Source organism: Bradyrhizobium sp. 45 (genome assembly GCF_023073155.1).
In the GTDB taxonomy this organism is placed as follows: Bacteria; Pseudomonadota; Alphaproteobacteria; order Rhizobiales; family Xanthobacteraceae; genus Bradyrhizobium; species Bradyrhizobium canariense_D.
Genome location: NZ_JADPIX010000122.1, coordinates 53,794 through 68,397 on the forward strand (window position 1 = coordinate 53,794; position 14,604 = coordinate 68,397).

Sequence of the window (14,604 nt, forward strand, 5' to 3'; positions counted from 1 at the left end):
CGATGGCGTTTATTTTGCTGCGTTTTTGGCCGTTGAACCCAGACTTGCCCAACTCCCACCCATATGGCGGATGGACCCCCCGCAGACGGGGCTCTGGCGCCCAGCAGGCGTCACGGTGAGTTGATAGGCAGGCGGGTGACAACCTCTTGGCTGCAACGCGAACGCGGTTGAATCGCGAACACAGGAACTAAGCATGATCGGCGCGCTCGCCCGCAAGTTTTTCGGCTCCGCCAACGACCGGCGGGTGAAGGGATATCAGTCCCGCGTCAACGCGATCAACGCGCTGGAGCCCGAGGTCTCGAAACTCTCCGACGAGGCCCTCAAGGCCCGCACCGTCGAGTTCAGGAAGCAGCTCGCCGAGGGCAAGACCCTTGACGACCTGCTGGTCCCCGCTTTCGCCACGGTCCGTGAAGCCGCCAAGCGGACGCTCGGCCAGCGCCATTTCGATGTCCAGCTGATCGGCGGCATGGTGCTGCACGAGGGCGACATCGCCGAGATGAAGACCGGCGAAGGCAAGACCCTGGTCGCAACGCTCGCGGTCTACCTCAACGCGCTCGCCGGCAAGGGCGTCCACGTCGTCACGGTCAACGACTACCTCGCCCGCCGCGACTCCGCCTGGATGGGCCAGATCTACGGCTTCCTCGGCCTGACCACCGGCGTGATCGTGCACGGCCTCGACGATTCCGAGCGCAAGACGGCCTATGCCTGCGACATCACCTACGGCACCAACAACGAATACGGCTTCGACTATCTGCGCGACAACATGAAGTACCGGCTCGAGGACATGGTCCAGCGGCCGCACTTCTACGCGATCGTCGACGAAGTCGACTCCATCCTGATCGACGAAGCGCGCACGCCGCTGATCATCTCCGGCCCGCTCGACGACCGCTCCGACTTCTACAACACCATCGACGGCTTCCTGCCCAAGCTCGACAAGTCCGACTACGACGTCGACGAGAAGCAGCGCACGGTGACGCTGACCGAAGCCGGCATGGAGAAGATCGAGACGCTGCTGCGCGATGCCGGCCAGCTCAAGGGTGAATCGCTCTACGACGTCGAGAACGTTTCCGTCGTGCACCACATCAATCAGGCGCTGCGCGCCCACACGCTGTTCACGCGCGACAAGGACTACATCGTCCGCGACGACGAGGTCGTCATCATCGACGAGTTCACCGGTCGCATGATGCAGGGCCGCCGCTATTCGGAAGGCCTGCATCAGGCCCTGGAAGCCAAGGAGCACGTGCAGGTCCAGCCGGAAAACCAGACGCTGGCCTCGATCACCTTCCAGAACTATTTCCGGATGTACGAAAAGCTCGCGGGCATGACCGGCACGGCGCTGACCGAAGCCGACGAATTGTTCGACATCTACAAGCTCGAGGTCGTGGAGATCCCGACCAATTTGCCGGTCGCCCGTCTCGACGAAGACGACGAGGTCTATCGCACCCAGAACGAGAAATACGCCGCGATTCTGGCCGAGATCGAGCGCGCCAATGCGCGGCTGCAGCCGGTGCTGGTCGGCACCGCCTCGATCGAAAAATCGGAAGTGATCGCCGAATATCTCAAGAAGCACGGCTATCGGCAGATCGATTTCGGTAACGAAAATTCGATGCAGAAGCTGTACGCGGCGGCCCGCGCCGGCAAACCGGCAAAGCTGTTCGCGGTGCTCAACGCGCGCTTCCACGAGCAGGAAGCCTACATCGTCGCGGAAGCCGGCGTCCCCGGCGCGATCACGATCGCGACCAACATGGCCGGCCGCGGCACCGACATCAAGCTCGGCGGCTCGCTGGAAATGCGCATCCAGCAGGAGGCCGCTTCGATCGAGGACGAAGCCGAGAAGGCCTTGAAGATCGAGCAGATCAAGGCCGACATCGAGCACTTCCGCGACATCGTGCTGAAGGCCGAGGAAGAGGTCGAGATCGAGCCCGCGAAGGGTTCGAAGCCCGCCAAGACCGTGAAGAAGCCCGGCGGCCTCTACATCATGGGCTCCGAGCGCCACGAATCCCGCCGCATCGACAACCAGCTCCGCGGCCGCTCCGGCCGTCAGGGCGATCCCGGCCGCTCGAAATTCTTCCTGTCGCTGGAAGACGATCTGATGCGCATCTTCGGCTCGGATCGCCTCGACAGCATGTTGCAGCGTCTCGGCCTGCAGGAGGGCGAGGCCATCATCCATCCCTGGATCAACAAGGCGCTCGAAAAGGCGCAGCAGAAGGTCGAGGCGCGCAACTTCGATATCCGCAAGAATTTGCTCAAGTTCGACAACGTCCAGAACGACCAGCGCAAGGTGATCTTCGACCAGCGCGTCGACCTGATGAAGGACGACAGCGTCGCCGAGACCGTCGCCGACATGCGCCACGCCTTCATCGACGACCTCGTCGCCAAGCACGTGCCCGAGCATGCCTATGCCGAGCAGTGGGACGTCGCGGGCCTGAAGGAAGAGCTCAAGCGCGTGCTCGATCTCGACCTGCCGGTCGAGGACTGGGCCAAGGAAGAGGGCATCGCCGACGAGGAGCTGCTCACGCGCATCGAGACCCGCGCCGACGAGCACATGGCCGCAAAGGTCGCGCAATGGGGTCCCGACGTGATGCGTTACGTCGAGAAGACCATCCTGCTGCAGACGCTCGACCATCTCTGGCGCGAGCATCTGATCATGCTCGACCATCTGCGCCAGGTCATCGGCCTGCGCGGCTACGGCCAGCGCGATCCGCTGCAGGAGTACAAGACCGAGGCGTTCAACCTCTTCCAGGAGATGAGCGCGCATCTGCGCGAGGCCGTCACGGCGCAGCTGATGCGGGTCGAGATCGTGCCGCCGGAGCAGGAAGCCCCGGTGCTGCCGCCGATGGAAGCGCACAAGTTCGACCCGAACACCGGCGAGGACGAAATGGCGCTCGCGAGCGTCACGCTCGGAGCGCAGGCCACCGACGCGGCGTTGCGCGATCCCAAGAACCCGGCAAGCTGGGGCAAGATCGGCCGCAACGAGGATTGCCCCTGCGGCTCAGGCAAGAAGTACAAGCACTGCCACGGGCGGTACGCTTAGCGATCAGGTGTGAGGTGCGACGTCGGCGCCTCACATTCCACTGTCGTCGCCCGGTTTAGCCGGGCGACCCAGTACGCCACGGCTTCTCGGTTCAATCACGTCAGTCTCTGGAATACTGGATCGCCCGATTAAATCGGGCGATGACATCGAGTATGGGGCGCGCGGCTCCATCTCCTTCGCCGGGACGACCGTGTGGAGAGAGCTTGCTAAACACGCCAGCTCAATTCGAGCTGTCGATCAAGCTCTCCAGCAGCCGCTTCAATTCGCTCGTCGATTTGTCGCCGTAGCTCTCGAGGATGTGCTCTTCCTGGTCGACCGCGAGCGAGTTGAGCTTCTTGCTCAGCACCTTGCCGCGATCGGAGATGAACATCAGGACCTTGCGGCGGTCGTTCGGGTCCTGCACGCGGTAGACCAGCGTGTCCGAGACCATGCGATCGATCATCTTGGTCAGCGTCGGATGGTTGAGCAGCACGGCATCCGCGAGCTCTCCCATCGAATGGCCGTTGCCATCCGACAGGACTTTCAGAATGCGCCACTGCTCGACGGGCACGCCTTCCTTGCTCAACCGCAGTTCGAGCTGCCGGTTGATCTCCCGGTTGGCTTGCGCGAGCAGGTACGCGAGGTGTTCGGTGATCGGGGTGTTCGGTTTTGCCACGGCTAAGACTTTGTCTTGACCCAAATGAGTGAATGTCTTGCAATCGATGCTGCATCTATATGCACTTCAATTCTTGAATATTCAATATTTTCAAAATAGGATATTGCCCAACAATAGGGCGGGTGCCGCGGCCGCCTGCTGAATGAGCTTTCAAGTCTGGTATCAGACAGGAGTTGGCGTGCGCGCGACGGTAAACTTCCCGGCTCACGGCGGTCCGGCGTTACCGCCGTCCTTGCTGTTCAGGAATCTGTCGCCCGCGGCAGCGGATTTCGACCTGTCGCCGGCTGATGCGCATTTCATGAAGCGCCGCGGCGCACACAACAAGCTCCGCATCGGGGGCTTCATTTGCTGCACCGGCTCGCCCGGTGTCTGGGGCCCGTGCGCGACAAGCAGCGCGCAGCTCGCGGTCGCCGAGATCAACAAGCGCGGCGGCATTCTCGGGCGCGAGATCGAGCTTTCGATCTACGATGCCGGCGGGCCGCTCGACGGGATTCTGAGCCGCGCCGAGCAGGCGATCGCTTCCGATGAGATCGACCTCATCGTGGGACTGCATACCAGCGCGGTGCGTGTGGCGCTGCGCAAGGTCACGACCCGCCACCGTATCCCCTACATCTATACGCCCGTCTACGAGGGCGGCGAGCAGACGCCGGGTGTCATGGCGATCGGCGAGACGCCGCGCTGGCAGAGCCGCCCCTCCATCCACTGGCTTGCCGACGTCAAGAAGGCGGCGCGCTGGTACCTGATCGGCAGCGATTATGTCTGGCCCTGGCAGTCGCACCGCGCGGTGAAGCGCTACATCAAGGAGGCCGGCGGCCATGTCGTCGGCGAAGAGTTCGTTCCCCTCGGCGAAGACAACCACGAGCCGCATCTGGAGCGCATCCGTGCCGCGAGGCCTGACGTCGTCCTGATCTCGTTGATCGGCACCGACAGCATCACGTTCAATCGCGCGTTCGGCGAATGCGGCCTCGGCGCCACGACGCTGCGGCTGGCCGGGGCGATGGACGAGACCGTGCTGCTCGGAATCGGCGCCGACAACAGCGAAAATCTGTTCTGTGCCTCCGGCTATTTCCCGGGCATCGGATCGCGGGCCAACGACGACTTCCAGAGCCGCTATCGCGCGATGTTCGGACCGAACGGCCCCCCGATCGGCTCGCTCGGTCAATCCAGCTATGAGGGACTGCGCTTCCTTGAGGCCGTGGCAAACAAGGCGGGCACGTTGGCGATGGGGCCCATGCTCGCGGCCGGCCGCAACATCGTCTATGGCGGCGCGCGCGGCCCCGTCACCGTCAGGAACGGTCATACCCGGATGCAAATGTATCTCGCCGGCGCGGATGGCCTCGATTTCAAGCTGATCAAACCGATCTGACGCCGGCGCCCCATCTGCAAACGCCCGAATCCAAAATAATACTTGAAAAGGAAAATATTTCCGTCTGTAATATCAAGGTAGAGCCGATGGGCGCGCCCGCACACGCGCGCCAATGAGGCTCCAATGCCAGGGATTCCAATTCCAGGGATCAAGAAGCCTTTGAGGAGAGCGCCGTGACAGTTGTCCTTCCCACGCCAGCCCAATTGCGCAGTGTCGCCGACCAGTGCGGCCTTTCGCTGACCGACGACGATGTCGCCTCGTTCCGCGGTCTGATGCAGGGCTCGATCGAGGCCTACAATCTCGTCGGAGCCATGCCGGACGAGGTGCCGGAGGTCAAATATCCGCGCACGCCGGGCTATCGGCCCTCGCCGGAAGAGAACCCGCGCAACGCCTGGTATCGCAAGTCGACCGTGAAGGGGGCGGCGAGTGGCAAGCTCAAGGGCAAGACGGTCGCCCTGAAAGACAACATCATGCTCGCCGGTGTTCCCATGATGAACGGCTCGGCGACGCTCGAAGGCTACGTGCCCGATTTCGACGCCACCATCGTCACCCGCATGCTCGATGCGGGCGCCGAGATCGCCGGAAAAGTCCATTGCGAATCCTTCTGCATGTCCGGCGGCAGCCACACCAATGCGGTCGGCGCCGTCCACAATCCGCACAAGATGGGCTATTCGGCCGGCGGCTCGTCGTCAGGCAGCGGCGTCGTCGTCGCGCTCGGCGAAGTCGACATGGCGATCGGCGGCGACCAGGGCGGTTCGATCCGCATGCCGTCCTCGTTCTGCGGCACCTATGGCATGAAGCCGACCTGGGGCCTCGTGCCCTACACCGGCATCATGCCGATCGAGGTGTTCGTCGACCACACCGGCCCGATGACGGCGACCGTCGCCGACAACGCGCTGCTGCTGGAGGTGCTGGCCGGCGACGACGGCTACGACCCCCGCATCAAGGCGCCCAAGGTCGAGGAGTACACCAAGGCGCTCGGCCAGGGCGTCAAGGGCATGAGGATCGGCATCCTCAAGGAAGGCTTTGAGCAGGCGACGGCCGAAGCCGCCGTGAACGAGAGCGTGCGCGAGGCCGCAAAGCGATTCAAGGATTTGGGCGCCACGGTCGAGACCGTTTCGATCCCGATGCATCTCATGGGTCCCGCGATCTGGACGCCGATCGGCACCGAGGGCATGACCCAGACCATGATGTATGGCGACGGCTATGGTCTGTCCCGCTCCGATCTCTACTCGACCACGCTGATGGACTTCCATCGCGGCTGGCGGCGGCAGGCGGATTCTCTGTCCGAGACCACAAAGCTGTTCCTGCTGCTCGGCACCTACATCAACAACACCTTCGGTCCGCGCTATTACGGCAAGGCTCTCAACATCTCCCGACGCCTGACCGCGGCTTACGACAAGGCCTTCAAAGACTACGATTTGCTGCTGCTGCCGACGACGCCGATGAAGGCGACGAAGCTGCCGGAGCCCACGGCCAGCCGCGAAGACTATGTCGCGCGTGCGCTGGAGATGATCTCCAACACCGCGCCGTTCGACATCACCCATCATCCGGCGATGTCGCTGCCCTGCGGCATGGTCGACGGCCTGCCCGTCGGCCTGATGCTGGTCGGCCGCATGTTCGAGGAATCCACCATCTACCGCGCCGCCCACGCCTTCGAGCAGATCGGCGACTGGAAGAAGATGTGAGCGAGGGACTCATGCAGACGGACGTAACAGGGAAGCGTTTTCGGACGCGTCAAGACATCAAGCCGGAGCCCCGTTCCGATTCCTTCGGAACGGGAAAGGCTCCGGCGCATGGCTAACGCGTTCGTCGCGGCGTTCGAGATCCTGAGCTTTGGTGCGATCATCGTCCTGATCGTGCTGGGGCTCGGGATCATCGCCAGCATGATGGGCATCTTCAACTTCGCGCAGGGCGAGTTCGTCCTGCTCGGGGCCTACATCACCTATCTTGCCTACGCCAATGGCCTGCCGATCTGGGCCGGCATGGTCGCCGCACCATTCATTGTCGGCGCGCTCGGCTTCGTGCTGGAGGCGCTGATCATCCGACGCTTCTACGCAGCCCCCATCGTCGCCATGCTCGGCACCTATGCGCTCGGCCTGATCATCCGCGAATCCGTGCGCGGCTTGATCGGCGGCTTCTATCTCACCGTGCCGGAGCCGATCGGCGGCTCGATCGATATCGGTGCCATGCACATCTCGGCCTGGCGCTTCACCATCATCATCATCACGGCGCTGGTGATGGGCGGCTGCTATCTGCTGCTGGCGCGCACCAGCTTCGGCCTGCGCGTGCGCGCTACCCTGGAAAATCCTTCGCTGGCCCGCGCCTCCGGAATCTCCACGCCGCTGATCTACGGCGCCACCTTTGCGTTCGGCGCGGCGCTTGCTGGCCTTGCCGGCGCACTGATCGTGCCGGTGTTCAGCCTGTTCGCCGATCTCGGCCTGCGCTTCCTGATCCAGGGCTTTGTCGCGGTCATGGTCGGCGGCGTCGGCTCCTTCATCGGGCCGGTCGCGGGCGCCGGCGTCATCGGCACGCTCAGCGCCGCGCTGCCCTGGGTGATGGCGCCCGTCGTGGCCGATGTCCTCGTCTTCGTTCTCGCCATCGTCTTCATCAAATTCCGGCCGCAGGGCCTCATTGCTGGAAAAGGGGTTTAGTCACATGTCCGATCGTTCTCAGCTCTCCCGTCGCCGGTTCCTTTCGAATCTCGCCTTTGCCTCCGGTGCAGTCGCAACCGGCGTCGGCAGTTGGGTGATCCCGGCGCCCTGGGCCAATGCGGCCGAAGCCCCGATCAAGGTCGGCATCGCCACCGACCTCACCGGGCCGATTGCCTACGCCGGCAATGCCGACGCCAACGTCGCCAAGATGGTGATCAAGGAGATCAACGCCGGCGGCGGTCTGCTCGGCCGCCCGCTCGAGCTCTTTGTCGAGGACACCGCCTCGAACGAATCCGTCGCGGTCGGCAACGTCCGCAAGCTGATCCAGCGCGACAAGGTCGACATGGTATTGGGCGGCATCACCTCGTCGATGCGCAACGCCATCAAGGACCCGATCGTCGCGCGCGGCAAGACGCTCTACATCTATCCGCAGCTCTACGAAGGCAAGGAGTGCACGCCTTATCTGTTCTGTACCGGGCCGACGCCGGCGCAGCAGTGTGACGAGTTCATTCCCTGGCTGATCAAGAACGGCGGCAAGAAGTTCGCGCTGCCGAGCGCCAACTATGTCTGGCCGCACACACTCAACGTCTACGCCCGCAAGGTGATCGAGGCCAACGGCGGCGAGGTCGTGTTCGAGGAATACTATCCGCTTGACCAGGTCGACTTCTCCTCGACCGTCAACCGCATCATCTCCAACAAAGTCGACGTCGTCTTCAACACCGTCATCCCGCCCGGCGTCGGTCCGTTCTTCAAGCAGCTCTACGAGGCCGGCTTTCTCAAGAATGGCGGACGGCTGGCCTGCGTCTACTATGACGAGAACACGCTCAACATCAATCAGGCGGCCGAGATCGAGGGTCTCGCCAGCTGTCTCGATTATTTCAAGGTGCTCACCAAGGAGAACCCGTTCGACGCAAAAATCCAGGCGGCCTACGAGAAGGATTTCCCGGGCAACTTCCTGTTCGCTGCCGGCAGCGCCGCCACCGGCACCTATCGCGGCCTGAAACTGTGGGAAGCCGCCGTCAAGGAAGCCGGCAAGGTCGATCGCGACTCGGTCGCCGCTGCGCTCGATCATGCCAAGATCGCCGAAGGTCCCGGCGGACCTGCCGAGATGGTGCCGGGCAAGCGCCACTGCAAGATGAAGATGTACACCGCTGTCGCCAAAGGCGGGAACTACGAGATCGTCGGACGCAGCGACGGACTCGTCGATCCCAAGGAATGCTAGAGTCGAATGCCGAAAGCGATGGGCGCAGCGAAGCAGGCAGTCCCCGCCGAGATCGGCGGGGAGCAGAACGTTGCCATGGTTGAACACGGATCAGCAGGGCAAGCCGGTTCGGTGCGGAAAATCCTGCCGATCGTGGAGGGCGTCGTGCTCGTCGTGGCGCTGCTCGCCCCGCTGGTGCTGCAGGACTACCTCACGGTGTTCGCGACGCGCGTGATCATCCTCGCGCTGTTCGCACTGTCATTCGACCTGGTGTGGGGCTATGCCGGCATCATGAGCTTCGGCCAGGCGCTGTTTTTCGGCTCGGCCGGCTATGGCGTGGCGCTGCTCGCGCGCGATCTCAACATTACCAACATCTTCCTGGTGCTGCCCGCGGGCACCATGATCGGGCTCACCTTTGCGCTACTGCTGGGCGGCTTCCTGCTGCTTGGACGGCATCCCTCCAGCGTGATCTTCGTCTCGCTGGGCACGCTGACCGGATCCTACGCCGCCGATCGGCTTGCGCGCGGCTGGTACTATCTCGGTGGCCAGAACGGCATCCCCTCGATCTCCTCGATGACGCTCGGCAGTTACGAGTTCTCGGAAGGGCCGCCGTTCTATTATCTCGTGCTTGGCCTGCTCGTCGTGGTCTATCTCCTCTGCCGCTTTCTGGTGCGCTCGCAGTTCGGGTTGGCGCTCGCGGGATTGCGCGAGAACGAGCAGCGCATCGCCTTTTTCGGCTACAAGGCGCAGCATCTGAAGGCGATCATTTTTGCGATCGGAGGCGCAGTGGCCGGCCTCGCCGGCAGCCTCTATGCCTTCCACGAAGGTTTCGTCTGGCCCAACATGGTCGGCGTCGTGGTCTCGACGCAAGTGGTGCTCTATGTGCTGTTCGGCGGCTCCGGCACGCTGATCGGCGCCGTCATCGGTGCCGTCATCGTTGAGGGCGTCAGCTTCTGGCTCTCGGACAATTACCGCGAGGTCTGGCCGATCATCCTTGGCGTGCTGCTCCTGCTGGTGATTCTGTTCCGGCCGCTCGGCCTGATCAGCTTCGTGCTCGGCGAGCGCGAGCGGGTCGGCAGCTTTGGTGGCAAATCCAGGAAGACCGGGAAGGAGAAGCGCGATGCCGCTCCTTGAAGCCAGCGGCGTCAAGAAGATCTTCGGGAAGCTCACCGCGCTCGACGGCGCCGCGCTGACCGTCGGCGAGAACGAGTTTCACGGCCTGATCGGCCCGAACGGCTCCGGCAAGAGCACGCTGATGAAGTGCATCGCCGGCGCCGAGGTGCCGACACAGGGCAAGGTCTCCTTCGTCAACGCCGATATCACCGCGTTCACGCCGACCGAGCGTGCCCGCGCCGGTATGAGCTTGAAATTTCAGATCACATCCGTGCTGCCGACGCTGACGCTCTACGACAACATTCTGCTCGCGCTGCAGGCGCAATCCTCGCTGTTCGATCTCGTGTTCTCGCGCACGCGCGGGCTCTTGCACGATCAGGTCATGACCATGCTGACGCAATTTCGCCTCGCCAACCGCGCTTTCGACGCGGCGGCGGCGCTGTCGCACGGCCAGCAGCAATGGCTGGAGATCGCGATGGCGCTGGCCTGCAAGCCGAAGCTTCTGCTGCTGGACGAGCCGACCGGCGGCATGAGCCTGGAGGAGCGCCGCGTCACCGGTGAATTGCTGCAGCCGATCAAAAAGCATTGCTCGCTGGTCATCGTCGAGCACGATCTCGATTTCATCCGCGACATCTGCGATCGTCTCACCGTGCTCGACCAGGGCAAGGTGCTGGCGTCCGGCACGGTGTCGGAGATCCAGGCCAACAAGGCCGTCCAGGAGATTTATTTGCGCCGTGCCTGAATTTTTGGATATCAAGCATCTCGACGCCGGCTATGGTCGCAGCCAGGTCCTGTTCGACGTCAACCTCGGCATTCCCTGGCGCGGCGGTGTCGCCGTGCTGGGCCGCAACGGCGCCGGCAAGACCACGCTGATGAAGACCATCGTCGGCGAACTGCCGGCGTGGAAGGGCGAGGTCGCCTTCGATGGCCGCGACATCAGCCGCCGCGCGACCCAGGAGCGGGTGCGCGTCGGCATCGGCTACGTGCCGCAGGAGCATTCGGTGTTCGCGCGCCTGTCGGTGCGCGACAATCTCGCGGTCGGGTCGCTCGCGAGCAGGAAAGCCGACGCGGTCGAGCACGTGCTGACCATCTTCCCAAAGCTCGGCCAGCGCCTCGACCAGCCCGCCGGCACGCTTTCCGGCGGCGAGCGCAAGATGCTCGCCATCGGCCGCGCCATGCTGGGCGATCCAAAACTTCTTCTGCTCGACGAGCCGACCGAAGGCGTCTGGATCGGCGTAATCGAGGAGATCACCGAGCGCCTGATCGAGCTTGCGAAAACCATCGCCGTCATCATCGTCGAGCAGCACCTCGACCTCGCGCTCCGCGTCGCCGATTACGCCTACGTGCTGGACCGCGGCCGCGTCGCGCTGCAAGGCGAAGCGGGCGAGGTGAGGGGCAATCCGGAGCTGCTGCGGTATCTGGCGCCGTAGGGCGCGCGTGAAGCGCGTCGCTCTCACACCGAACTCGGCTGTCATGCCCCGCGAAGGCGGGGCATCCAGTACGCCGCAGCTTCTCGATCGATAAGGGGTGCCTCTGGAATACTGGATTCCCCGCCTTCGCGGGGAATGACGGCGTCAGGCTGGGATGGATCGAAGAGATTAAGCGGAGCGCCCGCTTTACTTCACCGCCCCAAACCGGCTGTCGAACGAGTTCGATTGCACCACCGGCGCGGCGCCCATGATCTGGGTCGCTTCACCCGCGCCATCCGACACCGACGGCTTCAGCGTCGGGCGGGTTGCGGCGAGGCGGGTGTCGGGCTTCGCAGCTTCGGCGGGTTTGGCAGCGGCAACAGCCGGCTTCGGTGCATCCTTCGCTGCGTCCTTGGACGTGTCGCGGCCCGGTACGAACCGGGTCACCGCGGCCTTCAGCCGGGACGCTGCGGTGGGCGGCGTCGTGGTCGTCGTTGCAGCCGGAGCGACGGATGCCGTGGCCTGCGGCGGCGGCGTGGTCGCCGTGGCGTCGGCATTGCCCACACCCATCTTGCGGCCGAGATTGGAGAAGAAGCCGGATTTCTCGGGCGGAGCTGCGGTGGCGACGCGGGCGCTGGCGGCGGGCGCGCTGACGGCGACGACCGGCTCTTCCTGCGGCGAGGGCGCGGCTGCATCGAGATTCGGCTTCGGCGGATTGACGTGTCCAGGGATGGTGCCCGGCGCCTTCGCCATCGCCAACATCTGGAGCGTGGTGCCTTCGGCGCCCTCCGACAGGCCGGTCGAGCCTTCCGGAATCTTCGCGGCAAAGATCTTGTTCATGCCGCCGTCGATGCCGGTGTTCATGCGCGCAACGGGCGTGCCGCGCGAAACCAGCTTGTTGTACTCCGCCTGGTCGCGCGCATCCTTCTCGCGCACGGCGCTGGCGATCTCCTCGGGGATCACATAGGCCGGGCACTTAGCGGACGCGTCGAACACCGGATCGCGCTTGGCGTCGGGCGGCTTCGCCGCGTCGAACACGTACTTCTTCTCGCAGAAATCGACCTTCGGCTCCTGCCGCGTCACCTCGAAATGATCATAGCCTTCCTTGATCATCTTCCAGAACGGCATGTTCGGATTGTTCCGGTGCTTGGCCATGTTCACCGGCGTCATCTTGAACGGATAGGCCTGCAACTGGAACGCCTTCTGGCCGCCGAAGAAGGACTCGCGCCCGAGCGAATAGATCTCGGCGATCTGCTCGTCCGTCATCGCGTAGCAGCCGCGCGACGAACAATCGCCATGCACCATCAGCTGCGACCCGCTGCGGCCCAAAGCCTTGTCGAACGCGTTCGGATAGCCCGTGTTGAACGACAAATAGTACGCCGATTGCGGATTCATCTGGCCCGGATTGATCGAGTAGAATCCTTCCGGCGCCTGACGATCGCCTTCGCGCACCTTCGGGCCGAGATCGCCCGACCAGCGACAGATCGGATAGGTCTTGAGCAGCGCGAACTGGCCGTTGCGGGTCTGCTTCCAGACCTCGAGCTCGGCCTCCTGCTTGAACAGGCGCACCAGGATCGGTGATTGCAGATCCATGTTCTTCTCGACCATCGCGGCGAGAAGCTTTGGCGGCACCGGCTGGTTGGCCTTGGCATTGGTCGCAAGCGAAACCTGGTCGGTGTCGCAGCCGGCCAGCACGAAGCTGGCGGCAAGCGCCACCGAAACCAGAAACGCGCGAGCAAGCGAACGAGAAATCAAGATGGACCCCACACCGTCCAAGGCATCGCGCGCAAACCCCAATCTTGAAGCATGATCCGACCGGAGACCGGGACCCGTCGCGACGGGCTTTTTCGCAATCACGCTCCAGCGCTTATGCCCTGAAGCCATTGATTAAAATTCTAACCTCTGGGTCATGTGGTCGCAACCCGCACGGGGATCACGAGCCCGTTGGCCCAAAGGCGTGGTCAACGAAGACTTAAACTGGGCTGAAACTTGGGCCTTTCGGCCAAACCAGCACTGAGATCGCTGATTTGGGCAAAAAAAGGGTTAACGCGGGGTTACCGGGGGCCTCCGGGACGGTTTGGCCGGCCTCAAATTCAGCGTCGTCTCGGCGAAAGCCAGGACGACGGCGGAGGGGGACGCGTCCAACGGGCCCCAAAGCCCGCCCGAATCAGCCCAGTTTCCGGCCAATATCGAGGAATTTCTGCCGCCGATGCTTGCGGATGGCGTCCCCGTCCAGACCCCGGAGTTCGTCAAAGGCCTTGGCAATGGCGTCGCCCGTGGTGGCGATCATGGCGGCGGGGTCGCGATGGGCGCCGCCGACCGGCTCCTTCAGGATGCTGTCGATCACGCCGAAGCGGAGCATGTCCTGGGCCGTGATCTTCATGTTATTGGCGGCTTCCTGCGCCTTGGAGCCGTCGCGCCAGAGGATCGAGGACGCCGCCTCGGGCGAGATCACGCTGTAGATCGCGTGCTCCAGCATCAGGACCTTGTTGGCGGTGGTGATGGCGATGGCGCCGCCCGACATGCCCTCGCCGGTGATGATGGCGACGTTCGGCACGGTCAGCGCCATGCAGGCATCAGTCGAACGCGCGATCGCCTCGGCCTGGCCGCGCTCTTCCGCGCCGATGCCGGGATAGGCGCCGGCGGAATCGGCGAGCGACAGCACCGGCAGGCCGAACCGCTCCGCCATCTCCATCAGCCGCACGCATTTGCGATAGCCCTCGGGCCGCGCCATGCCGAAATTATGCTTGATGCGGCTCTCGGTGGAATCGCCCTTTTCCTGGCCCATCACGCAGATGGCCTCGCCGCGGAAGCGGCCGAAGCCGGCCACCAGCGCCTCGTCCTCGCCGAACTTGCGATCGCCGGCGAGCGGGGTGAACTCGGTGATCAGGCCCTTGATGAAGTCGTTGAAATGCGGCCGCTGCGGATGCCGCGCGACCAGCGTTTTCTGCCACGGCGTCAGGTTCAGATAGAGGTCGGCCATCGCCTGCGCCGCCTTGTCCTCGATCCGCCCGATCTCCTCGGCGATGTCGCTGCCGGAGGCCGCAAGCGTCCGCAATTCATCGAGCTTGGAATCGAGCTCGGCGACGGGCTTTTCGAAATCGAGATAGCTGCGCATCTGGTCTGGCATCAACTCAATATAGGGAGGACGGGGCGAGGCGGCGAAGCGGAT

11 protein-coding genes are annotated in these 14,604 nt (G+C 63.8%); 8 read left to right on the forward strand and 3 right to left on the reverse strand.

What is annotated here, in order from left to right; all coding sequences use genetic code 11:
• The first annotated feature begins 193 nt into the window (after positions 1–193).
• Positions 194–3,034 (forward strand): preprotein translocase subunit SecA, encoded by a 2,841-nt coding sequence (gene secA, locus IVB42_RS20485; protein ID WP_204512793.1) that lies wholly within the window; start codon positions 194–196, stop codon positions 3,032–3,034.
• A 220-nt stretch (positions 3,035–3,254) separates the two neighbouring features.
• On the opposite strand, the gene IVB42_RS20490 is transcribed toward secA, so the two are convergent.
• Positions 3,255–3,689, reverse strand: a complete 435-nt coding sequence (locus IVB42_RS20490; protein WP_007599198.1) for a MarR family transcriptional regulator — start codon at positions 3,687–3,689, stop codon at positions 3,255–3,257.
• 178 nt (positions 3,690–3,867) lie between these two features.
• Between IVB42_RS20490 and IVB42_RS20495 the strand changes: the two genes are divergently transcribed.
• The 7 genes from IVB42_RS20495 (at position 3,868) to IVB42_RS20525 (ending at position 11,453) form a co-directional block, all read left to right on the forward strand.
• A complete protein-coding gene (locus tag IVB42_RS20495; protein WP_085384113.1) occupies positions 3,868–5,055 on the forward strand; it encodes a substrate-binding domain-containing protein in 1,188 nt (395 codons plus the stop codon).
• A 173-nt stretch (positions 5,056–5,228) separates the two neighbouring features.
• A complete protein-coding gene (locus tag IVB42_RS20500) occupies positions 5,229–6,743 on the forward strand; it encodes an amidase (protein ID WP_026232420.1) in 1,515 nt (504 codons plus the stop codon).
• Positions 6,744–6,851: 108 nt separating this feature from the next.
• A complete protein-coding gene (locus tag IVB42_RS20505; protein WP_018452915.1) occupies positions 6,852–7,709 on the forward strand; it encodes a branched-chain amino acid ABC transporter permease in 858 nt (285 codons plus the stop codon).
• Positions 7,710–7,713: 4 nt separating this feature from the next.
• Complete coding sequence (locus IVB42_RS20510; protein WP_018452916.1) at positions 7,714–8,931, forward strand: substrate-binding protein; 1,218 nt, start codon at positions 7,714–7,716, stop codon at positions 8,929–8,931.
• Positions 8,932–8,937: 6 nt separating this feature from the next.
• Positions 8,938–10,044 carry a branched-chain amino acid ABC transporter permease gene (locus tag IVB42_RS20515; RefSeq protein WP_018452917.1) on the forward strand — a complete coding sequence of 369 codons (1,107 nt, stop codon included), beginning with the start codon at positions 8,938–8,940 and terminating at the stop codon, positions 10,042–10,044.
• The gene (locus IVB42_RS20520) at positions 10,031–10,765 is read left to right on the forward strand and encodes an ABC transporter ATP-binding protein (RefSeq protein WP_018452918.1); all 735 of its coding nucleotides are present in this window, start codon (positions 10,031–10,033) and stop codon (positions 10,763–10,765) included. The genes IVB42_RS20515 and IVB42_RS20520 overlap by 14 nt, the downstream gene beginning before the upstream one ends.
• Entirely contained in the window at positions 10,758–11,453 is a 696-nt protein-coding gene (locus IVB42_RS20525; protein ID WP_247398806.1) for an ABC transporter ATP-binding protein, read from the forward strand. The genes IVB42_RS20520 and IVB42_RS20525 overlap by 8 nt, the downstream gene beginning before the upstream one ends.
• 186 nt (positions 11,454–11,639) lie before the next feature.
• Here the strand turns inward: IVB42_RS20525 and IVB42_RS20530 are convergent, their stop codons facing one another.
• Positions 11,640–13,187, reverse strand: coding sequence for a murein L,D-transpeptidase family protein (locus IVB42_RS20530; protein WP_231189755.1), 1,548 nt, complete (start codon positions 13,185–13,187; stop codon positions 11,640–11,642).
• 412 nt (positions 13,188–13,599) lie between these two features.
• On the reverse strand, positions 13,600–14,562 hold the full coding sequence (locus tag IVB42_RS20535; RefSeq protein WP_007599220.1) for an acetyl-CoA carboxylase carboxyltransferase subunit alpha: 963 nt from the start codon (positions 14,560–14,562) through the stop codon (positions 13,600–13,602).
• Positions 14,563–14,604: the final 42 nt, after the last annotated feature.